Below are 26,455 nucleotides of genomic sequence, written 5' to 3' on the forward strand. Positions count from 1 at the left end.
AATCGAAGGCAAAAAAATAGCCTCACAAGCGAGGCTATTTTTGATAAGGAATGAGACTAGAAACTCACACTCACACGACCAAAGGAAGCCCAATCATCCTGTCCTGGCACAACCTCTTTCATGGCTCGAGCTACCGTAAAGTCAAAGGCCCAACCCTGACTTTGCCACGCTACGCCCGCACCTAACGCCGCTAACGTTTCGGTTGGGTTCAGTGATTTCACTTGCCCCCAATCGTAGAATAAATAGGTATCAAATGTTCCTTGAGCCAACGTGAAGCCATCGTAGTGCAGTTCCGATTCAATATAGTAACCTTCGTCACCACTGACAAAACCAGGGTCATAGGCGCGAACAGATGCCGGACCACCTAACGAATAGGATACCGACCCCGGAAGGCCTTCTTCATCCACAAACTGCCAGTCCGACTGAAAGAGACCATAGACGTTGATTGGTAATGGACGGCTGATCGCGGTTAGGTTTCCTTTCAACAGCATGAATTGACGAGACTTATCCAACAGCTGATCTTGGTTCTCAGAGAAACCAATAGTCTGTCTTGCCGATACCTGCCAACTTGGGCCAAACCACGTCAGTTGAACACCACCTTGAGTTTGTACCAGCTTGTATTTACTTAGGTCTACTTCTTCTACTTCCGTTTCAGACCAAGTATGGCCTGCCGTCGCAACCAGATTTAGCCAGAAGTTACTGCTAGAAAACGCCAGCCAGCTGGCATCAAAGTTTAGAGCTTGGGAATCCCCTTTTACTTCAACATCCGCGAAATCCCCCTCGACCACCTCAGTGTCCGAGTACGAACCGCTCATCCCCAAACGCAAGCCGGTGTTCTTTACCGGAGCGTTGTAAGAGACACTGTACGACGATGCGCCTTTGGTGCGAGTGGTATAAAACAACGAGCGATCACCATCCAACCACAGCTTTTGACGCTGGTAGTAGAAACCGACTTCATTCTCACCAGAGCTTTCATACCCGTAGTTATCGGCAAACAGCTGGAAGGTATTGCGTTCCGGTTCCTGAACATTCACCACGATGTCCGTTAGACCGAAGGTTTCCCCGGCTCTTAGTTCCGCCACCAAACGCTGATCATTAACTCGGTTAAAGCGTTGAATGTCTTTCTCAAGGAACTTGATGTCGATGTTGGTGTTGTTCTTTTGATCTTCCAACCAAGACTGAACATAGTCTTCACTTAAATACCCATTACCTTCAACACCCACTTTGCCTAACTTGCCTTCGACAATGCGGATAATCACGACACCGTCTTTGATTTCTTGCTTCGGAAGCAAGGCCGTGGCAGTGAAGATACTTTTTGCACGATAGAGCTTATTCACCTGATCAACGATTTTATTGAGATCAGACAAGCTGACGTCTTTCCCCAGCCAAGGTTTCACAATGGCAGTTAGCTCATCGCGCGTTAATAACTCAGACTTAGTGAAGCGAATGCTGTTGAGCTTAAAGGTGGTTTCAGCGGTATCTGAGCTTGCCTCTTCAGAAGATTCACTGCCATCGTCAATCACCGGAGAATTATCCTGACGCTGCTTCTGCTCTAAACGCTCTTCACGACGCTGGAGTTCTCTGTCTCTCGCCCCGGGATCAATGCTTTGTGGCAACGCATTCGGCAAATCCGCCGCCACCGAACTTACAGGAATAAAAGAAACAGCCGAGATGAATGTCCCTACTGCCAGCGGCAGTAGGTTAGATTTAACAAATTGCACTTATGATTTCCCGTTTTCCTGATGATCCGTGTCCGCATCGCTTAATAAATCAATGCTGATTTCTTCTTCGTCCTTGGCATTTTGGTTCTGCTCAGGCCCCTTACCAGGATTAATATTCACACTGCCACCGATTGCAGTATCAGTCTCAATACCAACAAAGTTAAGCAGGCTATTAAACCAGTTCGACTTAGCGATACGAGGCTCGATTTCTTGAAGTTGCGAGGTGGCTTGTTTCTGTTGTTCCACACTCAAGCGATCAAACTTCTCTTGCTCGTTCTCATCATTCCCTTCACCACTGTAGGTCAGGATGGTTGGGAACTGATAACGCGTCACCATGGCATCGGTAGATAGCTTATTGCCATCAGTATTCAGCCAGAACTCCCCGTACGGCGTCATCATCTGAGCTGATACGTCTTGTGCAGAAGGATCGTTGTTATCAAACGCAAGCGTCATCTTCTCGGTGGTGATGTCTAGATCATCGTTAACCAGACCTCTCTCAACAGAAAGATCACCGCTCACAGAGATTCGACCTTGATCAATCAGCATGGTGTCGATGGTTGTGAACTCCGCATTAGTTACGTCCAGATCCAGAAGTTCAGCACTTTCACCGTTGTAGCCCATGATTGAGAAGGTCGCTTCATCGCCTTCGGTCAATACCACCGACATATCAATGCTTGGAGCTAATACAGAAATTTCTGCATCACCGCTTAGGTTCACTTGATCCACACTAACACCGTCGCGTGCTACCAACGTACCCTGGGTGTACGACATTTCCTGAGCCGCCAAGTAGCCGTCCACATAGATCCAGGCATCGCCGATGATCTGCTCGATCGTCAAATCACCGATAGTCGTTAAGGTAACCTTGCCGTTCTCAGCTGACACCAAAGAAGCGTACAAGTCAGAGTTAGAAATAATGTTAACGTCACCATCTGCCGTCACCGCTTCTACCCATGGCAACTCGGTCACTAATGGATCACCAATGCCTGTCGCAGCATTCAGATAGGTACGTGAATTCGGTTGAGTCGCTTTCAGGTGAAGTTCAGAATCTTCCCGAGCAATTAACTCACCGGCTGTGGTAATGATCAGCGCATCATCACCGTCCAATGTACTTTCGATGGTTGAGACAGTTACATCCTGTTGAGCATCGACAAATACCGAATCCGCTGAACGAATCAAAGTATCTTGACCCATAGTCAACGCAGCATTGGTTAGAATCGATACCGCACCATCAGCAATCAACTGAGCATCTTTGCCCATGTCCACATCGTTAGTTGCAATAACGGATACGTCGCCAAGGGAAGTCAGGCTTGAGCCCTCACCCATTTCCAGAGTGCCAACTTCAAGACGAATTGCTTCGTCGGTTGAAATAACACGACCATCCGCAAGCGTTGCCTGCTCTGCAGCAAAGGCATCCAATACTTGGCCAACATCAATGTCACCATTAAGAGCCAAGTCGCCGCCACTGTTCAGAAGCATTTCTTCCCCTGAAGACACTAGGTAAAGCTCCATGTCTTCTGCAGTTTCAAGTTCAAGGTTCGTCCCAGCCGATACTGAACTTTCGCCAGAGCCTTCCGAAGCTTGTGCGTCTCCAGAAGCAGCATCAGAGCTGTTCATTTCGAAACGTCGCGCCAGTGCTTTCAAGGCACCTTCCGTTGCAATGGTTTGGCCGTTTGCTAGCACCACATTCTCGGTTGCTGCAATGTCCATCGAGCCGCCAACTGCAACATCTTCGTTGAAGTAGATATTCGCGCCGCTGTTCAGAGCAACATCACCAGACGCGCTTAACTGAGCCATGGTCATATTGGCAACAGTATCAATGCTGACATCACCACCTGCGATCAATTGCGACGCTGGCTCCATCTCCCATTCATTCGAAGAGATCGCAACATCATTACCCACCGTGATGATTTGAGCAGAACTCAACACTGAATCGCCAGCAGTGGTGATAGCAAGATCGTGGCCGATGTTCACGTTTTCATTAAAATCAACGTTACCGTCTGTGGTGAAGGATGCATCATTGCCAACAACAATGGTTGCCAAGATCTGATCTTGAGTCGTCGCAATCGACAAATCTTCGTCAGCAGAAATCACCGCATTATCTGCCATCTCAACTTGAGTTGCAGACAAGCTTAAAGACGCTTGCGACTCAACTTGATTACCTTCAGTGATGCTAAAGGTCTCAGCTACATCCAAGGTTAGATCGCCACCGGCTACCAAAGAGCCGTTAACAATCAAAGCACCACTTACTGCATTCAGAGATAGCTCATCACCAGAAGACAAGGTTGCATTGTTGGTAATGTCGTCGTTTGCCGTAGCAAGCAGATCATCACCAGCGCTTACATTGGCATTAAAGACGATGTCCATACCACTATTGAATACAACATCTGCTGCGGCTGAGATAAGACCATTGATCTCTGTCTCTTGTGCAGACGTGATGTTTATATTGGCATCGGAATTCAATGAACCATTAACAACAAGGTTCGCCATTGAATTCATTGTGGTGTCGGCACCCGAAGACACAATGCCATTGATGGTGGTGGTTGAGTTGCTGTCGAGCGACACATTGCCTAACGCCACAACTGCGCCGTTGGTGGTCAATGTATCACCGGCATTCACAGTGATATCACTCGAAGCCGACAGATTTTCAAGAACTGAGGACTCTGCCGTAGCGATTGAAAGATCCGCCAAAGTGACAAGGTTAGAAGCATCAGCCATGTTCAACGTCGTTGCTGTAATACCCAGATCACCATCAGCAACCAGACTCTTATCACTTGTGATTTGAATCTCATCGCCTGAGACAGTCAACGTTGAATCAGCATCAACGAAACCGTTAAACACAATATCATTTGCATTGATAACGGTATCGGTACCAGACACTAGCGCGCCATTCAACTCTAAATCGCCCTGTGCATTAACCTGCAAGCTATGTTGAGCAACAGTCTTCTGATCCAAGGTAATATTTTGGTTAGAAGCCAGTGAAAGGTTATTGCCTGCACTTACTGTCTCTTGGATGTTTGACAGATCCAAATCTGTCGAGATTTGATCCACCGACCCGATAATGACAACATCACCAGTAGTCACCACAGAGCCAGCATCAATATTGGATACATTACCGCTCGTGATGGTTGTTCCGTCTGGACTAGCAACAACACTGTTATCCAGATCATAACTTTGAGTTAGGGAAAGACCGGCATCAGTAACAACGATGTTTAGGCTATCCATCTCTTGCTGAATATCCACATTAACCGAAGTACCATCACTCAACTCTACAGCACCAGAAGAGTCTGGTTGGTAGCTAATCAGGATATTGTCACCCGCTGCAATCGCAACATCATTACCCGCATCCAAAGTACCTTGAATAGTAGAGTTGCTACCACTGTTGAAAGTGATGTCATTACCAGCCTGAATAACACCGGTTGCCAAGATGTCCGATCCTGCATCGACAAGGATATTTAAATCAGCGCTCACATCTCGGATTTCAGTATCTTCAACGGATGTTAGGGTGACATCCCCGCCAGCCGTAACTGCAGAATCAATTACCATCGCATTTGCCGTTGCGACGAAACTATCACCCGCATTCAGTACAGCTTCATTAGCAAAACTTAGGCTGGCATCGACAATGTAGTCTGTAGTCTCAAACCCTTCGTAAGACTCCTGATAATGTGCTTGCTTAGAAGCGGTCAGATCAGACATAGCAGATAGCAAGATGCTTTGCTCCGCTGATAACCCAGCTTCAAGAAGCAAGTCATTACCTGAAGTCAGTTGAATATCTGCCCCACTGGTCACCCAACCTTGAACACTCATGTGATTGCCAGACTGCAAGATCACATCAGCATTGGAAGACACTCTGCCGTTCACCGCAACGATATCATTGGAGATCAGAGAAATAGCACCAACTGCTTCAATAGACTTGGCACTCAACAGACCTGTGGTTTCGATATTGGTCTCACCACCGCTCTGCATATCAGACAACAATTCAGCTGAGCCAGAGAAGATCGAAATATCATTCCCTGCTGAGATCAAATTGCGAGAGTATGCAAAATATTGATCATTAATATTTCCGTAGAAATCAGACTCACCGTTAGCCCCGACTTCCTGATCACTTAGAGTTAAGAGACTTTCAGTAGTACTGGTATGGCCTGCCACATTAAATGAAAGATCATTAGCGATGGTTACAAAGCTATTCACATTCAAGTCAGAAGCCGTTTCTAACTCAAAGTCTTCGGCAGTCACTTCACCATTGATTTCAACATCAGACTGAGCAGTAACATTCAGCAGTTCACCGGCATTCAAAATGCTGTTAGATGTGATCGCGCCGTTCGCTGCGCTCAACACCATCGCTTCAATGGAAGACAAGGCCGCGTTTGCTACCAAGCCAGTCTTCGCATTGATGGTAAGGTTGGCGTCAGAATTAACCGTGCCATTGATTTCAGTATTAGTGGTGGAGTCGATGTCCACATCACCTGCCGCATCCACAGAACCATTGATGGTCGCAGACGCAACGCTGTCAAAGTCGATGAAGCTTTCGGAATCCACTACACCGTTCACAACCAAGTTGTTGCCAGCGTTAGCCGTTAGGCTGTTTTCACCGTCCACATTAAACAGTGTCATGTCATCAGACGTGTTCAGTACGATCGCACCTTGCGACTCAAGCGTCGAGTTAGACGCCATCGCCAAGGTAGTGGCATCCAGGTTGGTAGTGTTACCGACTTTGATCAACTGACCGTCAGTTACTACAACCGCGTTGGTGGTGTCGATGTCCAGCAGACCCTCCACAGTCACGTTTCCGTTCACTGTCAGGTCGTTGCCGTTAGCAATGACTAGATCATCCGCAGTTTCAAGATCGGCGTTGATTACAACGTCGTTGTCCGCGATTACCTGTGTAGAACCTGTGCTGTTCAACATGTCGTTGATGGTGATGTTGCTGTCCGACTCAAGCTTCGTTGTACCTGCGACCGACACTTCTTCATTCAGCGTTAAGTTACCAGCATCACTGATTAGAGTATTTCCAACATTCAACGTTGCCAGGAATTGGCTATTTGTAGTTGTGACCGTTAAATCCTCACCTGCATTGATATAGGTGTAGTCACCCATATCAACACTGTTGGCTGAAATAGAGACGTTACCTTCAGCGGCTAATCTGCCAACGTAATGTGTTGGGTCATAGGACAAATTACCAGGAATTAGCTGGTCATTCTCAATTGCAGGAATTAATAAAGTGCCTAAGAAACTCCAATCTAAACTAACTTCACCAACTGCATTAATAACTACATCACCAGACACATCGACCAGTGACTCCGAAGTAAAATCAGAACCTGATGTAATGATTAGATCAGATTCATTCTGATCATCACCAACATTTACATCGAAATTAATCGCTATATCGTTATCAGATACAAGCTGAGTCGTACCAAGGCTATTCACTCTAGAACGGATCAGAATGTTGTCACCGTTCAATGTGGTAGTGCCAGCTACGTTAACATCGTCGTTCAATACGATGTCGTTCAGAGCAGCAACGTTCAACAAGCCGTTCGATGTCAAAGTGCTATTAGTCGTAATCGCACCGTTCGCTGCGCTCAACACCATGTCTTCAGTGGAAGACAAGGCCGCGTTAGAGACCAAGCCAGTCTTCGCATTGATGGTGAGGTTGGCGTCAGAATTCACCGTGCCATTGATTTCTGTGTTGGTGGTTGAGTCGATGTCCACATCGCCCGCCGCATCCACAGAACCATTGATGGTCGTAGAGGCAACGCTATCGAAGTCAATGAAGCTTTCGGAATCCACTACACCGTTCACAACCAAGTTGTTGCCAGCGTTAGCCGTTAGGCTGTTTTCACCGTCCACATTAAACAGTGTCATGTCATCAGACGTGTTCAGTACGATCGCACCTTGCGACTCAAGCGTCGAGTTAGACGCCATCGCCAAGGTAGTGGCATCCAGGTTGGTCGTGTTACCGACTTTGATCAACTGATCATCAGTCACCACAACTGCGTTGGTGGTGTCGATATCCAACAACCCTGCCACAGTCACGTTACCATTGATGGTCAGATCGTTGCCGTTGGCAATGGTTAGGTCATCCGCAGTTTCAACATCGGCGTTGATTGCAACATCGTTGTCCGCCAACAGTTGCGTAGCACCTGTGCTATTCAGCACGTCGTTGATGGTGATGTTGCTGTCCGACTCAAGCGTCGTTGTACCTGCGACCATCACATCGTCATTCAAGTCGATGTCGTTCAGAGCAGCAATGTTCAACAAACCGTTCGATGTCAAAGTGCTGTTAGCTGTAACCGCACCGTTAGCTGCGCTCAACACCATGGCTTCAGTGGAAGACAAGGCCGCGTTAGATACCAAGCCAGTCTTGGCATTGATGGTAAGGTTGGCGTCAGAATTAACCGTGCCGTTGATTTCGGTATTGGAGGTTGAGTCAATATCGACATCACCCGCCGCATCCACAGAACCATTGATGGTCGTAGAGGCAACGCTGTCAAAGTCGATGAAGCGTTCGGAATCCACTACACCGTTCACAACCAGGTTGTTACCAGCGTTGGCCGTTAGACTGTTTTCACCGTCCACATTAAACAGTGTCATGTCATCAGACGTGTTCAGTACGATGGCACCTTGCGACTCAAGCGTCGAGTTAGACGCCATCGCCAAGGTAGTGGCATCCAAGTTGGTCGTGTTACCGACTTTGATCAACTGACCGTCAGTTACCACGATCGCGTTAGTGGTATCGATGTCCAGCAGACCTGCCACGGTCACGTTGCCGTTCACTGTTAGGTCGTTGCCGTTGGCAATGGTTAGGTCATCCGCAGTTTCAACATCGGCATTGATTGCAACATCGTTGTCCGCCAACAGTTGCGTAGCACCTGTGCTATTCAGCACGTCGTTGATGGTGATGTTGCTGTCCGACTCAAGCGTCGTTGTACCTGCGACCATCACATCGTCATTCAATTCGATGTCGTTCAGAGTAGCAATGTTCAACAAACCGTTCGATGTCAAAGTGCTGTTAGCTGTAACCGCACCATTCGCTGCGCTCAATACCATCGCTTCAGTGGAAGACAAGGCCGCGTTAGATACCAAGCCGGTCTTGGCATTGATGGTGAGGTTGGCGTCAGAATTAACCGTGCCGTTGATTTCGGTATTGGTGGTGGAGTCGATGTCCACATCGCCCGCCGCATCCACCGAACCATTCACGGTCGTAGATGCAACACTGTCGAAATCGATGAAGCGTTCGGAATCCACTACACCGTTCACAACCAAACTGTTACCAGCGTTGGCCGTTAGAGTGTTAGCTGCATCGATATTGAACAACGTCATGTCGTCAGACGTATTCAGTACGATGGCACCTTGAGACTCGAGCGTTGAGTTAGACGCCATCGCCAAGGTCGTGGCATCCAGGTTGGTCGTGTTACCGACTTTGATCAACTGACCGTCAGTCACCACAACTGCGTTGGTGGTGTCGATATCCAACAACCCTGCCACGGTCACGTTGCCGTTGATGGACAGGTCGTTGCCGTTGGCAATGGTTAGGTCATCCGCAGTTTCAACATTCGCGTTGATTTCAACATCGGCGTCCGCCAACAATTGCGTAACACCCGTGCTGTTCAGCACATCGTTGATGGTGATGTTGTCGCCATCTAAGATCGTTGTACCGGCCACCGTCACTTCGTCATTCAGTTCGATGTCAGACTGAGCTGTAACACTCAACAAGCCGTTCGATGTCAAAGTGCTGTTAGTCGTAACCACACCGTTCGCTGCGCTCAATACCATGGCTTCAGTGGAAGACAAGGCCGCGTTAGATACCAAGCCGGTCTTGGCATTGATGGTGAGGTTGGCGTCAGAATTAACCGTGCCGTTGATTTCGGTATTGGTGGTGGAGTCGATGTCCACATCACCCGCCGCATTCACAGAACCATTGATGGTCGTAGAGGCAACACTGTTGAAGTCGATGAAACTTTCGGAATCCACTACTCCATTAATCGTTAATTCAGCACCGGAATTAGCAGAGATGGAGCTTTCCGCATCAATAGCCTCAATGGTTAATGCACCATCGGTCGATAGTGAAATAGCGTCTTCCACATCCAAACTGGATTGATCCGCCATTTCGAAGCTTGCTGCATCCAAAGTGAAGGTGCTGCCAGAAGAAATGGTCTTGGCATTGGCTAAGGAAACGGCATCAGCCGTTACAGATACCAAATCACTAACACTTACATCATCAATGAAACTGATGTCTGCCGACTCAGTGGTGAATTGACCACCCACAACTAGTGCGGCCAACTGCTGATCCAATGAAGTCTTGAGATCCAGATTGTCATCTACGCTGAACTGGCTGCCTGCAACCATAGTCAAGCCGGCTGCGGTGATATTCAGGTTGTCATACGCAACATGCGTCACGGCATCGTTAACGTTAACATCGCCTACCGCTGTGATATTGAAGGTATCACCTGCATCTGAGCTGTCATCACCGGCAATGACTTGTGAAGAGAAAGACACATCTTGAGCACTGTTTACATTCAGCGTGCCCGCTGTCGTTCTTCCAAGATCAACATCACCAACCGCTGACGAAATATCTAGAGTATTAGTAACAGAGAGCGTCGATGAAGCATCGGCTTGATAAGCATCGGTAGCAAACGTCGCATTTGCGGCCTGGATCGAAGTACCCGCCTTCACATCCATCAAAGAAGCACCAAGTAAACTCATGTTGCCAGAAACCGTTAAATCACCATCTACAAGATAGGTACCACTGCCAGCATCAAACATTGCTGACGCAGCTTCAACCGTCGAGGATTGAGTGATACCACTGCTTGCGTTAACGGTCAGTTGATTATCAACCTGAGTCAGACCGCTGAAGGTTACTGTGTCAGCATCCAACGTTGCGGACTGAGCAATATCAACCAGAGCTACATCGATATCAGTTTGTGCATCCAAGTCTAAGGTTGTTGCGTAGAGACCAGAGGCTGTAATACTACCTAAACTTGAGTCGAAGGCGTTGGTTGCCGCCAAATCAATAGTGCCAGAGTTAGCCGTCAACGCGTAAAGAGCCATGTGATCGGCAGCCGTCATGTCGATATCTGCCGCTGATTGAATCGCACTGTCAGAGGTCATGATGATGGACTGAGCATCTGCAAGCAGGCCAGAGTTCTGAACCTTGATCGTACCGTCGATGTTCAAGTCGCCCGTTGCCAGTAAGGTTAAATCACCCGTCGAAATGGTGATATCCCCTACCGACATCGCGCCAGTTTCTGCCAATAGATCGGCTTCTTTTGCATTGATCGTAGTGCTGCGAATATCCATGCTCGATGCATCAATATCAGCAAGATTAGACACACTTAATGTGTTCGTAGTAGAAGACGTAAAGGCACCGTCTAAATCAAACATTAAGTTCGTTGCAGAAACATTTCCTGCCAGATCAATACCGCCCGTTGAAAGCACATTAAAGGTGTTATCAATTGCTGCTTGATCCAAGGTAAAGGTGGTTGTACCTGAAACGTTTAGATAAGCATTGGAAGCATCCAGTGTTACACCGTCAGCACCACCCACCAAGTTCAAGTAGTTAGAGGTGCTTCCCAAGTTATTGGCATTAACATCAAGATTAAATGTACCCGCAGATAAGAAACTGTCAGAAGCACTGCCATAAATGTCATTGTTGTTGTAAATGTACAACAAGCCACCCGCAGCGACCTGATCAATGTACAGATCACCACCCGTGTGTGATAGATACATGTCATTCGCAACAGAAGCCAATAACTGGCCACTAAGCTGAATATCAAGCTTATTAGAAAGCGAGCCAACATCGCCCTGACTATTGAACAAATCAAGGTTCTTAGCCGTAATATTGGTGGTATTCGCCTCGCCCTGAATCTGACCATTCACATTCACTCGAATGTTGTCATTGGTCGTCGTGAATTCACCAATGGTTAAATCTGATGCAGATTCAATAAACACGTCACTGGTCGCAGACAAGTCCACGATACCTGACACATCAAATTTCACTGGATCGACCTGATTCACATAAAGCGTAATGGAATCGTTGCTTGTTATCGTTTCAATGTCACCAGAGCCAGCTTCCAGTAACGCAGCTTTTTCAGCATCGCTAAGTGATGTAGAACCATCCAAAGCCACCACGATTTCAAGATCATCCAGGTTCTCACCAATGCCACCACTGATGATCAAATCCAGATTAGAAGCCGTGATGTTTGATTCACGCGTACTCAACGCTGGGCGGTCAGTGGAGTTACTTTCAACTTCGGTCGCTGCAATGGTGATTTCCAGCTGGCTATCAGACCATCTAGCACCGTCCACCATATCCGCATACCAGCTTGAGTTCTCATCAATGCTTAACTGATAAGAATCATCGTAACTACTGGTTAATAGATCAGCGTAGTCGTAGCCGTAGAGCGTACCTTTCTGTTCAACACCTATGGCGTCAGCTTCATTTGCATAGGTATCTGGTTCAGCAATTTGATCAGCAAACCAAGATTTAAGTTCTTGATAATCCGCTTTCACCAACTCAGTTAATGCGGCTTCATCATCTTCACCATAACGAACTTTAAGTGCTTCGATAAAATCTGCACTGATAGTGAAGCCTGCGTCTGAATCATCGTCCAAACGCTGCTTGATCAACCAATAGGTATGGTATTTGTTGGTAAATTGGTTCTCATAAGCGTTAACGGTAATTTCACCCGCGTTATCATCCTGAAGATGCAGAGAGTCCCAAACAGACGCCTGATACGCCAATTCTTCATCAGTCTTCTCAAACTGATTAATACCATTGGTTAGAGAACCATTACCCAACTTAATAACCACATCACCGGCCGAGGTAATGGTATTTAACTCAAGGTCACCATTGGCTTGATTCACCGCAATATCACCAGCGGCACTTAGCGTAACCAACCCTGTTGTCGAGATGTTTACATAGTCGTAAGTCGCAGTATTTCCGAACGTACCTACCGAACCGATACTGCCAGTGCTACTGGTTAAATCAAGCGTGTCGGCACTGATCAAAGTACTGCTGTTAAGTGCTTTAATACTCTTATCAACGACACCAACAATGTCGTATTTAGCAGACAACTCACCAATTTCTACATCACCATCAGTGCCAGTGACATTGAAGTACAAAGAACCATTATTAGAGACCAACGACAATTGGTCGGTGCTGATTGCCAGTGCATCGGTTTCCGTACCAATGTCACCCTTAGCTTCAATAGACAAGATATCAGAAGTGATCGAACTTTCTGTTGAAGTGATGAAGTTATTGCCCGTATAAATATCCGTCGTACCATTCGGGTTATAAATATTACCGGTTAATTGAATGGTGCCATTAGATGACAGATCAATGTTACCTTCTGAAAGACCAGTAAAATTGAAAGTAATATTATTATCAGCCTTGATATAGGTATGAGTATCCATATCAAGTTTTTTGGCAACATATACATACGGATCGGTATCCGTCATGCTGCTGCCATAGTATTTGTTATAACTTAATCCCCAGGTAGTACCCCAACCTGAATAACTGTCATAGTCATACTCATGAACCAGATAGTTTGTGGCTGTACCATTAGTACATACTGAGCTCACTGAAGCACAAGACGTAAAGTAACTGGTCTCTGTAGTCCAATCTTTGGTGTAGTACCAATCCCCTACTGTGTTTGGATACTTGGCAAAATAACCATCATCAGGCGAATCAAAAGAACGCTCAATGGTTGCGCCTTCACGGATGTAATAGAGTTGTCCGGCTTCTGGTGAGTAAGTCATGGTCGAAGTCGTGCCAGTACCACCATGACTACCAACATAATCAGAATCGGTATAGCTCACAGCCCATGCATCGGTAGTGTATTGCTTGATTTTGCTGCCAGGAGAATGGACATACCATTGAGATACATCGTCAGAGTAGTTGAGATCAGTAATACGAATCACACCGGTCGCATCATCGCCCGCACTCAACGAATTGATCACTAATGACGTGTTCGAATCATTGTTAATTGAAATTTGGCCAAGACCATCTTTCACGGTAATCATACCGTCTTCACCGGTGGATGATATTTTCGCTGTAATAGAAACGTATCCCCCACCACTCACAGGAATATCCTCTACATACAACTGGCCAGAACCTACATCGTAAGTGAGATCAATATCGGTATAGCCTGAGATTTTTGAAACATCTAAGTCATAAGTCTTGGTGATGGTTCGGCTAATGCCCTGAAAACTAGCAAACGGATTATTGTAATAGTCAGGATTATCTACTGTTAGTGTCAGTACTTCACCCGGAGAAATACTAATGGTATCTCCTGAAGACAGGCCTGCATCTTCAATGTACTGCTGAATTATAGAATCAAAGTCAGATCCAACGTCCACCGAGTAAGAATTATCACTGCCAACAATAATATGACTATTGATGTCTAAGCGATCAGCATTGATAACCACTTTCTCACCGATAATTGACGTACCGGTGGTGCCCAAATCACTCTTCACATCGCTGTATGATGCAGTCTGTTTAAGAGAACCCGTCTTATCATCGACTGGACGAAACTTCCAATGCCGACCACCACGAGAATCGCTACCTGTCTTCATCTCAAAGTCAATGTAACCAGAACCCGTGTATTCTTCACTGTCGCTAAAGCCCCAGTTGAAATAGATGTTCATCTCATCGTAACCATAATCACAAGACTTACAGCTGGATGAATTGGTGTAGTAATCAATCTGATCCCCCGTATGGCGAATTGCTCGACCATAGAACCAGTTATTGAAGGCATCTATTCCTGTATCATCAATGGCGGTGTTGTATTTATCACTGATGTAATAGTGAACAAAATTAATGGCACTGGATGGCTTCCACTTATCCGTAAAGTTCACCAAAGCATCAGGGTCTCTGCCATAAGTTTGATCACCATCGGTATTCAACAACAAACTGCCGTTTTCAACGTTCAAATTGATGGCGTTTGCTTCGATGGTTGCTTGTTGGATTAAGTCCCCTTCAGCCACATCAATGTTCACACTCGACAGCAAGTTAGTGATGTCACCGTTGATGATAACGTCTGAATCTAGGTAATTTGTTCCGGTCGGTGCATGAGAAATATGGACACCAGAGTTATTACTGGTTTGTTCATCAATATAAGTGTCCGACAGGCTTGCTCCACCGGTCACAAACACGTTACCGCCGGATTGATTCACGATCTCAAAATTATCAATCATCAAGTGGTTGTCGGTTTTGTTTTCAACACTGATGTAGGCATCACCTTTAGCGGTGAAGGTCGGACGATTATTGGAAGAACCATCCAGATTGATGGTATCCGCTACGAGGTTTACATTACCGGCGGAAGCCCGAATGTCCGCTACTTCTATAACAAAATTTTCTTCAGACGAAAGATCATCAAGAATCGCAGACAATGCAACGATTTCTGTCTTTAAATCATCAATTTCATCTTGATACGGATTAGTGCCCGACGAAGTTGTTGTCGTCGTTTCTGTACCTGAACTTGAGCCCGCAGAGTCCTCATCTGCACCATCACTTAGTTCAGTACCGTCCGTGACTGTCTCTGAACCATCATAGGCTTCTAACGTATTAACCAGTGCCTGTAAGTCGGCAATGTAATCTATCAAGCTTTGTTGAGAAGAGTACTTATCACTTAACTGAGCAGCAGTCGCATAACGATATAATTGACTGCTGATGGAACCGTCTTCATCAATGCTCACCCACTGATAGGCATATTGTCCTGCCGTTACCTGACCTGAGCCTTCAAATGTTAGAACATTACTTGTATCTGTATCGCCGGACCCAAACGTGGTTTCACTGTTGAAGAGTTCTAAGTACGGGTTCTTCTCTACCCCATCGCCATCAGCGTACACAGAGCCTTCATTAGCTTCTATGTTGATGTGGCTGTCACTGCCGATATTGAAGTCATCACCAAAGATAATGGTGTTATCCAACTCTACATCTGCTTTTGCCTTGTTACCCGCAGGAATTGGAACAACTGTCCAGTTATAAACATTGGTATTGGCTTGGGAAACCAGCTGATTTTCAGAGATGTAGTTCGAACCACGACCGGCATAAATGCCAATCTCACCAAAAGCATTGATCGTAACGTCTTCACCCAGATCAATCAGGTTATCAACATCAACATACACATCAGAAACACCACCAGCTACACCGGCCACTGCCCAGACACTGACATTTGCTTGTGCCCTTGCACTACCTTTTGAGAAGGTACCAATGGCAATTTCACCCACCGAGTTTTCAATACTCGCATCGTCGCCAATATAGACTTTGTTGCGTGCGTTTACATCGACATCGGATTCAGCACCGGCACCTTGCAAGGCACCACCCACTTCCAATTTGGATTCGTCGTAAACATAGAACTCGGTATTGGCGTCGATTTCGATCATGTGATCGTAGGTCGTATCCAGCCATGCCAAATCAGTAATCTTCAATACTGAACCCGAACCGATATGAACTTCAGCGGCTAGATGTTTAATGTTCTGATAAGACAATGCCGCACTGCCATTCGCCGCACCACCCGCACCACCAAAGACACTGGATTCAAAGCTGCTATAGAAAGGTGATTGAATTTGAGACGCAATATTTTGCGCATCAATATCGATGTTGTAAGCACTAAAGCTAACGTTATCGCCCATGATAACTTTGGCATTGTTATCAATTTCAACGTCTGATTCAGCACCAGAGCCACCAACAACGGATACAACGGTAGAATCAACCGCTGCAAAGAATTCTGTCTCGTTGGTTGCAGAAATTTGTACCGTGCTTGCGTCTACTGGAAGCACCGCATAATTAGACGACCAATCGTCAAACTCAACAGCCGCCGCGTATTTGCTGTCATTATAGTCCCCGGCTTCTACAACTGATTCAGCTGCACTGCCTGCGTAGTAACCGCCACCACCAGCAGTTGTGAAACTTTGGTTCTGGTTGTAGCTGCTGGCATCAAGAATAAAGCTACCGGTTCTTTCAAGTGTGGCATTAGGATCTGAACCAAACAGTACTCGCGTAGAGGTAAAAGACTGAGCCAAGCCTGTCTGATAACCACCCGCTACCAAACCAACAAAATACCCATCAGCATCAGCAATCTGAATACCCGTGTTTCGAGCATAAACCTCAAAATCGCCATCAGGAATCCATACACCATCACCGATTTGTGCAGTGGATTGTGCATTGTTGGTTGAACGTGCTTCACTACCGGCAAGCCCTGCTAATAAACCACCAGAAGCAGCAAACGCATTGGCACTTCCCGTCACATAGTCACTATCGCTACTACCCGTTTGTGAACGGACAATCACAGTACCAGAACCAGTAAAGATCACACCATCAGCCACCTCAGCCTTGGCTTCTGTGTCAGTAATGGTATAAGCAAACGAGCCACCCATAGAAGCGCCGCCGCCCAAAGTAACCCCATAAGAATTCGAATACATTTCCGGTGTAGACTGAGCATTAATGTTTACGGTGCCATTAGCACTCGCATCAATGGTGCCATAGACCGTTGCATTAGCATTGGAGTCGTCATGAACTTCAGTGATAACGCCCTGAACACCCGCTAACAAACCACCCGCTAACGCAAAGGCTGTTGATTTGGTCATTCCGTAGCTCTGGGCATCGACAGTAATGTTGTCATAGCCATCAACAAGCTTGCCTGTTTCACCCAACCAGGCATCAACATCTGCATTTTTCTCAACATAACCGATGCTGACACCAATCGCTGCCGCACCAATATTCAGATTTAATGCACCATCCGTATCTGAATCTGGCGTACCTGAATCGACATCACCGATACGCAATTCTGAAGAGTCAATCGCCTTAACCGTCAGGTCACCGGTATCAGAACCGCTCGCAGACGTTACCCCGGCAACAACACGATGCTCACTGCGCACGTCGTTGTAATTAACAACAACCGTAGTCCCACCTAAACCTACGATGAAGGACAACATTTCGCCAGCGGCAGCGTCATCACTCACATCTGCTACAGATGAAGCAACAGTCATAGTATCTGCGCTGACATTGCTATCCACTGTGGCAATGTTCATATCGTACAAACGAGTAATACCGATCACACCGGCAATACCAACAGAAGAAATTTGAGCAGCACCAAGGCCTTGGTAAGTATGTTGAAGTGTCTTGGCATCGACTTCCAAGGTATCGACATCAATCAGACCACCAGAGATACGCGCGGCAGTAACACTTTCACCCGAGATAGACAGAGACTCGCCCGATTCGGTCGTCGTTGTTGTGGTTGGTGTATCACCACGTTCAATGGTAGTACCAGATTCAGCTTCAATCGCAGCAATATCATCATCGGATAAATGAGAGTTGTAGCTTGCCGTATCTTCAGCGAGTACGTTGTTCACCTCTGAACGTGATGGATCGAATTCGTCTTCAGCATTGGTACCATCATCAGCAGTACTATCACCCTGACCGAACATAGCCACGCCGATACTCACCGCAATGCCTGCGTTGGTACTTGCCGCACCAGCCACACTGATTAGTTCTGCTTCGCGTTGCGCCGCAGCATCAACGTCTAAAAGATCCGCTTTAACGTCTGAACCAACCACTTCGGCGTAGACCTGACTTCTACCCAATGCAACGTTGGCAACGGCACCAACACCCACTGAAGCACCGGCACCGATACCGGTAGCCCACTGCTCTCCACCAATGATTTCTTGCGCATCAACAATGACATTTGACGCAGCAGAAGAACCGTCTTTGTTACGGATGTCGGTAGTAAGATCTGAGTTATCTAATCTGCCGTGAATCGCTGCACGTGTTTCACCACGGAATTCCGTAGTATTGATCATGGCCGCAATGCCGTAACCAGCCGATAGACCGGCACCAAAGGCATAGCTTTTAGCGCTGGACACACGATCTGCATCTACGGTTACGTCATCCACATAAACGAGTGTGTCGTCCGTATCACTATTGTCAGACAGGTCATTACCTATCAACGCCTGACTGTTACCGCCAATGATATTGACCGCAATACCGGCACCAATACCCACAGTCGTACCGATACCCGCAGCACCCGCTGCTACATTTGCTTCTTGACGGCGATCAGAAACAACCACTAGGTCGTCAGCCGTCACAGTACCACCACGTAACCAAGAACGCGTGGTACCAAATTGTTCAGTAATGACTACCGAAGCAGCACCACCAATACCACTGGTAGCACCTAAACCGGCAGCCACACCCGCTGAAACCGCTTGAGCCACTTTAGAACTGTTGGAATCAATGGTCACTTCGTTGGCATTAACAGTAGAATCTTCAATGGTTGCGTAAGCACCACGTTTTTGACTGTTGGTAGAGAAACCACCGATACCCGCATTACCACTTTCACCACCGCCAGACAAAGCAACACCCGCTGAAATGGCTAATCCAGCTTCATGAGAGTTTGCTCGAACCAGAACATCGGCACCGTTTTCACCCGAAACACCACTATTGATGGTGGCGTTCTGGATATAGGCTTTGGTGTCATTGAAGGTAACGTTGGTTGCAACGTTGGCAGTAACCGCACCGTATTTACCACCTGAACCACCTACTGTAATCGCCAACATCTTGGAACGGCTGGTTGCATTCACCGCCAAGCCATCAACCTTCTCTGAAGTTTTGGCGATATCAAGCAAGTCAAACCCGGTGGTTAGATCGTCCATGCTCACGGAATCGGCATTACTATCATCACCATCGTCTTCGCTTTGACCCGAGGTAGAAAGATCCGGCAAGTCGCCATAGTTACTCAAATCGCCTGAATCCACAGACATCTGAGAACCTTTACCAAGCGCAGAAACGGTTGAGTCATCAATGTAGGCAATCGTCTCGCCGTACTCCAAAGAAGTAGAAATTGCGATGGCACCTGCACCAGCATCCAGGCCTACACCAATTGAACCACCACCCACTTCATTGACTGTTTTGGCGTCTGCATTCACCAGAATATTGTTATAAGCATTTACTGTCGCATCATCAGAGATACGGGCCGTAACATTACCGTCTACAACACCCGTTCCTACAGAACCAGCAATACCCACTTGCTTAGATGCCGCAATACCGGCATTGATAGTCAGTAGCCAATTATCACGAGCCGCATCAACTACAACATCATTGGCATTGATGGTGGTGCTGCCACGGGTTGAGTCATCACCTAAAACTTCAGCCGTTACATCAGAATCCACGCGGTTAGTTGCCGTGGCAATACCACCGCCGGAACCATTCGTAGACAAAGTGCCCATCCAAGCCGTTGCAACGCTGTCGGTGTAATCCCACCCCATCACAGTGATATCACCACTGCCTGAAGTTGCCGTAGCGCTGTCTACCGTACCTACATTTTTAATGCCCGCATCAATGGATTGATCCACATTATTGACGCCAATGGCACCGGCAAATGCCAATCCGGTATTCCCCGTAGAGGCACCTACGGCAATGGCATTACCCACTAATAAATTGTGATCGTTCGATAAACCACTACCGGCTTTAACCGTGACATCGCCATCCGAAGACAAATCAGTATTTGCGATACGTGCTGTTGTGGAATGTTCGGCCGTTCCCACCAGGTTAAGTGCTACCGCAAGGCCACCGGCATTAGCAGAACCTTCTGAACCACCCGTAGCAACCGCCACAGCACCAGACACGTTAATCATGTCCATTTCATTTTCTGCCAGTACCGCAACACTGTCAGACGTCACTGAACCAGATTTAGAGCCAGCACCCCAATCACCAATTAGCGCAGTAACTTTATTATCCAATTCATTAACGGCAACCGAACCGATACCCGACAAACTGCCGGTACTAACACTGACACCAATCGCTACGGAATAAAGCAAGGCTTCACTGCGAGCATTAACGGTCACTGAGCTGTCGGTTGGATTGGTTGTGCTGTTGATATTGGCGTCAACGATTTGAGCTTTCTTCTCAGTTTGAACTTTGGCATGGGCGTAAGACATTCCAAGGTTTTTCTTGCCCACCTGCACAACACCTGCAACGGCGATGATACGCTCACCTTCACTGGAATAACCGTAAGTAGCGCCGGTGCCGTCATCCGTGGTATGAACTTCGGTGTTGTCGATAACATCGCCACCAGAGAAATCAATGCCACTGTCGAGACTGCTCGAACCTAAACCATCAAGATCAGAATCCAGGGAACCGTTTTTAGTACCCGAGGCGTTCACTAATAGGGTATCAACACCATCGATATCCGTTTTTTTGATGATGGCGTTGTTTTCGCTACTGATCTCACCAATGGCAAAACTGCCCAGGAAGCTGATTGAGAAATCAGTCGCACCACCAGCATCAGTCACACCAATACCTGCAGCACCAATACCAATACGATTCAGGCTTACACCACTGACGGTAATGGCATCTATATCTTCAATATCACTGCGAGTACTACTGTCACCAGAGATTACTGCTTCAACAGCTTTACCAGAATAAACGTCTTCTCCGTAGCCCGTACTCAAAGTATTGTTATCATCCGGGTTTAAATACCCCTCCATATCTTCCGGATCGTCGATGTCTGCAAAGGTAATGGCCAAGCCATACCCTTGTTTACCACCCGCATACAAAGAACCACCACCGGCACCGATATCGGTGTTGTTATAAGCAGAGACATCCAAAGAATCTGAGCCATCGCCATTACCAGTGATCGAACTGCTATCGATTCGTGCTGACGTACCGTCTCTAACCGTAGTACCGGAAACAGACAATGCCGCAGTATTGCTGTTAAGCGTTGTTCCGTCTTGTTTGGTGGCCGCCAGTGCCAAACCAATAGAGGTTAGTTCACCCCCATGCAACGCTTGAACATTGACAGCACCGGCTTCTTCAATGGTGGAATTCTGAAGCCAGGCTAAAGAATCGTTGTAGCTGATTTGATAAGCGATTGCACCTGCAACGGTGTTACTGCTCGGTGCAGATTGACCACCTGAAAGAGTTAAGGCTGCAGAACCAGAGGCACTGATGGCAACAATTTTTTCAAGCGATTGAACCGTGACATTCACTTCTTCATCAGTATCAACCGTATCCGTATGGGCTTTGATGGTCGCACCATCAATAAGCGCTTTTGCATCGATATTGCTGAAGGCAACATTGAAGCTACCAGCCGCAGACCAATCCGTCGTATTTACTTCAGCAACGCTATCACTGCTTGAATCATCGTCATCGCTGTCATCATTACTTCCAGCGCTGGATGCACCGCTGGCCGAGGTATCGCTCGAACCAGAAGAAGACGCGGTGTAATTCGCCGCTAATTTGCTTGATAGACCATTCCAGGAGTTTTCAAACTTGTCACCAAAACCTGGTTCGTCTGATGGTTCTGTCGTAAGCGCACCAGCAACGGCTAATGCGCCATTCGTACCAGACGCTTTACTGCGTACAGTGACATTCCGGGCGGTAATAGAAGCTTCCTGAGGCGCAGGTGTTGTTGGTGCAGACGGTGATGGAAGGTGATCTGATTTAAAGTCGACCTTGTCGTATTCGTCTTCGTTATCACCGATGAAGGCTTTGGTATCGCCCTGCGTTAAGTTAATCGCAATGGCAATGCCTACGGACTCTTCGTCCGACCAGTTCACTGCACCGGATGCCGCCCAGTTGCCCATCTCATGTTGGGCAAGTACGTTCAAACCGTCGGTATTTACATAAGCATCGTTGCTTAGTGACGCGTGAGTCAGGGTTTCAGAATTCAGGATGGCGGCAACGCCATTGAAACCAAAGCCACTGCCCATGCCTGAAGATGGCGTCACCAAGAAATGGCGTTCATCGGTTTGAGCTGTAATATTGATATCACCTGCGGCGATCAAGCTTGCATCACCGACACCTGCAACCACAGAGCCAGTCTGCTGAATGAAACTGATACTGGCACCGACGGATTTACCCTGTTCATTGGTACCATTACCGTTGGGGAGCAAACCAAGCGAGCCAATATTACCGGCAACGTGTGCGCTTTCGATAAGGTTATAGGCTTGAACTTCCAGCGAATCATCAAAGCTGAAAGAGTAGTCAATGTCTTTAAACGGGCTGAAGTCGCTCAATAACCCAGGCGTTTTACTGTTGCCTTCAACTTCATGATCTACTGACCAGGCACCAGAGCCTGTGGTTTTGATATAAGCGCCATCACCTATCCAGGCTTTGGTATCCATGTCGTTTACTACTACATTCAAAGAACCACCATAGGCTTCTTTGTCTGCAGCCGCACCGGCATTGGCGAACGACGTTAGAATATTGTTTTGAATGCCGCCGACACCATTAAATTTACTGACAGCATCACTGAAACTTTCCCAGCGGTCATAGGTAGAAACAATCGGCAGCGTTTGTTCAGCCAATACACCCACATTTTCCGCCTCAATGGTAACGTAATCACCAATCTCGGCCACCGCATCGCTTTCATTCACCGCAAGATTCAATGCGATAGCTAAAGAGGTTTCTGAACGAGGGGTTTGGTTACCACCACTGGTGTTTTCACTTGGGGCAACAACAGAGGTTTCTGCACTGGTACGATAACCCCCTTGATCGCCACCCACAGCACCGGAATCGCTACCGTTCGCAACGGCTTCGTTGTCCGTTCCTAATGCTGTCGATGCTGCAACAACAACATTGCCTGTAGCGTAGATTTTAGGCGCATCGGTTTTACCGTCGACATTCGTTCCGATAGTTGCGTAAGCTTCATGATCAGACAGGTTTAGAGAGAAAGACAAACCGCCTTTAAAATCAACAGATGCTGGGGATTCACCACTGGCGTTGTAACGATTCAATAACGACGTTACACCGCCTTGAACTGCACTCAGACCCGAAATCAATTGAGACCCCAAAGTACGTGCGATTAGGTTACTACCTACGGTTACACCAGAGTGAACACGCTGCTCTACGGTACGATCAATTGCCGCGACCACCAGATTAGTAGCTTTATCACCGTCCGAGGCACTTTCACCCAAATCCGCGCCAAACTCAGCCGTAGCATTGGTATCAAAATCGCCCACCGCAACAGCCATACCGTAGCGGGTATCTTTCAAACCATAGGTGGTTGCAGAAACATAATAACGGCCCTGGTTTTCTGCAGCGACAACAACATTGTCACCATCAATGGTGGCACCTGTCTCGACGATAGCCGTGGCATTAACATCTGCTTCACCCACGGCACCCGCTAATACCGCGTTATTCGCTTTTTCGGCATTAAGCACGAAGGCCGATGCGGATACATACGCTTCATTATGCGCAGAAACGGTCAAGTCCCCTTCTGCATCAATAGACGCGCCATCATGAACTTTAGTAGTTGAATCGGCGGCACTGTGGTTATAAATCCCCGCCATAGAGATGGTAGTCGCATCACCCAAAGCAGCAACGGCCATGGCTTCAGTCATTGCGTGCGATTCGGTAGTTAAAGTCACATTACCTGAAGCCGTAATCGAGGCACCACTAAGGACTTCAACCGTTGCATCAGAATCGGCATCCATGTAGTTAAAATCCACACCGCCCAACTGAGCGACTGATTTCAAACCTATGGTTGCGCCAATGTCTTCATAATAGGAGCTCACCGTTTTACTGGTTGCAGTCGCCGTTACATCGTTGGCATAAACGTCACCAGAAATACTGATCGTGGTATTTGCTTCCGCTTCGCCGTAATACACAGACTCAGATTCGGAAACGGTAATGGTCACATCTCCACTGGCAGCAGTAGTATCAGCATCACGAGTATCCAACAGCCCTGTTGAGCCGACAGTTACTTCTTCTGCGGTAATGGTAATCCCGCCGTCCGCTAACAAGTCCCCATCAATGGTAATGTAGGCATTGTTATTTGAATCATCCTCTTCCGAAGCCGATAAAACGATGGTACCACCATCCGTTTTAAGATCCGTAACCGCAGAAAAATCACCTGTGTTTACTGCAGCCAAATCACCATAAACGCCTTGATAAGCGTTACCGACAATGATGGTACCGGTTGAACTAACCTCAATGGCATCGGCTTGGACTTCAACACCTTCAGAGGCATTGATCTTGCCTTGAATTTGAACCAAGCCGGAGTCGGAAATAGAAATACTTCCGTCTCTTAGATCCGCTAACTTAGAAGCATCAACTGACGAGCCATCAATCAGGCCAGAAATTTCAGAGCTGGTTGGCGTACGAACAGTCAGTTTGCCTACATTCACAATACCGGTTGGGCCGACAAGGAAACCGTGTGAACTGGCAAAAAGAACATCACCACCTAACTGATCCGACGAATTACCTTGATAGCTGCCGACATAGCTATTCAAAGTCCCGTGAATCTCAGGTTTGGATGAACGAACAATATTAACCAACTGATCAGACGTCGTAGGCACTTCAAGGTTAACGGTATTACCCGAACCAACAACAAAATCATCAAAGACGTTAACTGAAACAGAGCCAGAGGTTTTTGTGCTCTGCACCAAGTGGGATGATCCCGAGGTGGTTATCGTCGTAAAGTCTGCATCGGGCGTAATGTTATGAACATCTGCAGCCATCGCATCAACTGCACTGAGCGATACCAAGCCTCCCAATGTTTTCTTTAATCGTTGATGATCAGATTTACCGTAAGCGTTACGAGTAACATGACTGATTGCGTTAGCCAAAAGTTGTCGGCGAAATGGCTTCATCGTTAATCCCTGATTTTGATTAAGTCGTTGTCGGTTTGCTTAAAAAACGTCTGCCTTGGAATAGGAAAAGCAGGCTAAACGCCTGCTCACAACAACCTATGCTTCCTGTTGTTTCTTAGATAAATGTCTAAGTGCACCTAACGAGTGAAGGTGTGCATACACCCAAGCTAGTTGGCCGGTTTTAAATAACGACAACACAATCTCGTCATCCAACTTAGCCACTTTGGCTTCATCAATAACGTACAAGCCTTCCATACGTAGAGGCTTTTTCTCTGGTGTCATGATTTGAATTGTGAAAGGTTTGAACAGATCCAGTTCAGCCAGCTTCTTAGTGAATTCAGCCGTGGCTTTAGTCGATTGATCAAATTGCTGAAGGAAGTTAACGATATTAGCCAGTGATTCACTGTTTTCGCCTTCCTCGTTGAATAGCGGCTTACCCTCTTCTTGATCGGCATTGATTTGCGCATATTCAGAATCAAAGCACACAGTGCCTTCTTCTGTCAGCGCAAATGGATAACGACGAATAAAAGCCGGGACATAGCTACCTTGCCACTCGCCTTCATCAGAAATCAGTTTATGGCCATTATTCATTAAAGACAGTAATGCTAATGGGAAAAAGTTGTCCTGACCGTCTTTGCTAAACAAAACGGGTAATTCACGACTGGCTTCGAAAAACTCGATACCCGTTAAAGGAACTGAGTTAATACCATTGGTAAAAGAAAAATCCTTAACAGGCAAAAATTTAAAATTCTTATGCTCTTCGCGGTTAAGTGCCACAGGTTTTTTATAAAACAATAGTTCAGCCATCTCGATCCCTACTTGTATATTTGATTCATCCAGCCAAATTTCCTACATACAAAACAGACCTTATCGTACGCAAAAGCTGGACAATATGTTGCATATATAATAACAATTCATTAAAGCAATTATGATTAATTTCATCGGATAAGCGAGAATAAAACGTGAACTTGCTCATTCTTTTCACATTTGAATGCAAATTTGCTCATTTAATGATGAAAACATCTAACTTGAATGGTTGTTTTTTAGACAGCACAGTAACTTACACAACACAAATTTTTAACATACACAAGTTTACTGATAGCATGATAAACTTACGTTTTTGGATAAATTCCAATCAAAACTATGGA

At 46.7% G+C, this 26,455-nt stretch carries 3 protein-coding genes; all 3 read right to left on the reverse strand.

Annotated elements, in window-relative coordinates:
• Positions 1 to 56: 56 nt before the first annotated feature.
• The 3 genes from ACFOEK_RS20215 to ACFOEK_RS20225 all read right to left on the reverse strand — a co-directional run bounded on the left by ACFOEK_RS20215 (position 57) and on the right by ACFOEK_RS20225 (position 26,114).
• Positions 57 to 1,721 carry a ShlB/FhaC/HecB family hemolysin secretion/activation protein gene (locus ACFOEK_RS20215; RefSeq protein WP_386723300.1) on the reverse strand — a complete coding sequence of 555 codons (1,665 nt, stop codon included), beginning with the start codon at positions 1,719 to 1,721 and terminating at the stop codon, positions 57 to 59.
• Positions 1,722 to 25,307, reverse strand: a complete 23,586-nt coding sequence (locus ACFOEK_RS20220; protein WP_386723301.1) for a leukotoxin LktA family filamentous adhesin — start codon at positions 25,305 to 25,307, stop codon at positions 1,722 to 1,724. It lies immediately after the preceding gene.
• Between the two features lie 96 nt (positions 25,308 to 25,403).
• Complete coding sequence (locus ACFOEK_RS20225; protein ID WP_386723302.1) at positions 25,404 to 26,114, reverse strand: SapC family protein; 711 nt, start codon at positions 26,112 to 26,114, stop codon at positions 25,404 to 25,406.
• Between the last annotated feature and the right edge of the window lie 341 nt (positions 26,115 to 26,455).

Origin of the sequence: Litoribrevibacter euphylliae (genome assembly GCF_042646085.1) — a bacterium.
GTDB lineage: Bacteria > Pseudomonadota > Gammaproteobacteria > Pseudomonadales > Litoribrevibacteraceae > Litoribrevibacter > Litoribrevibacter euphylliae.

What these genes read in the sequence shown, in the direction of transcription:
- ACFOEK_RS20220 (WP_386723301.1), bottom strand. Translation starts at nt 25,307, where the DNA reads ATGAAGCCATTTCGCCGACAACTTTTGGCTAACGCAATCAGTCATGTT.
- ACFOEK_RS20225 (WP_386723302.1), bottom strand. Translation starts at nt 26,114, where the DNA reads ATGGCTGAACTATTGTTTTATAAAAAACCTGTGGCACTTAACCGCGAA.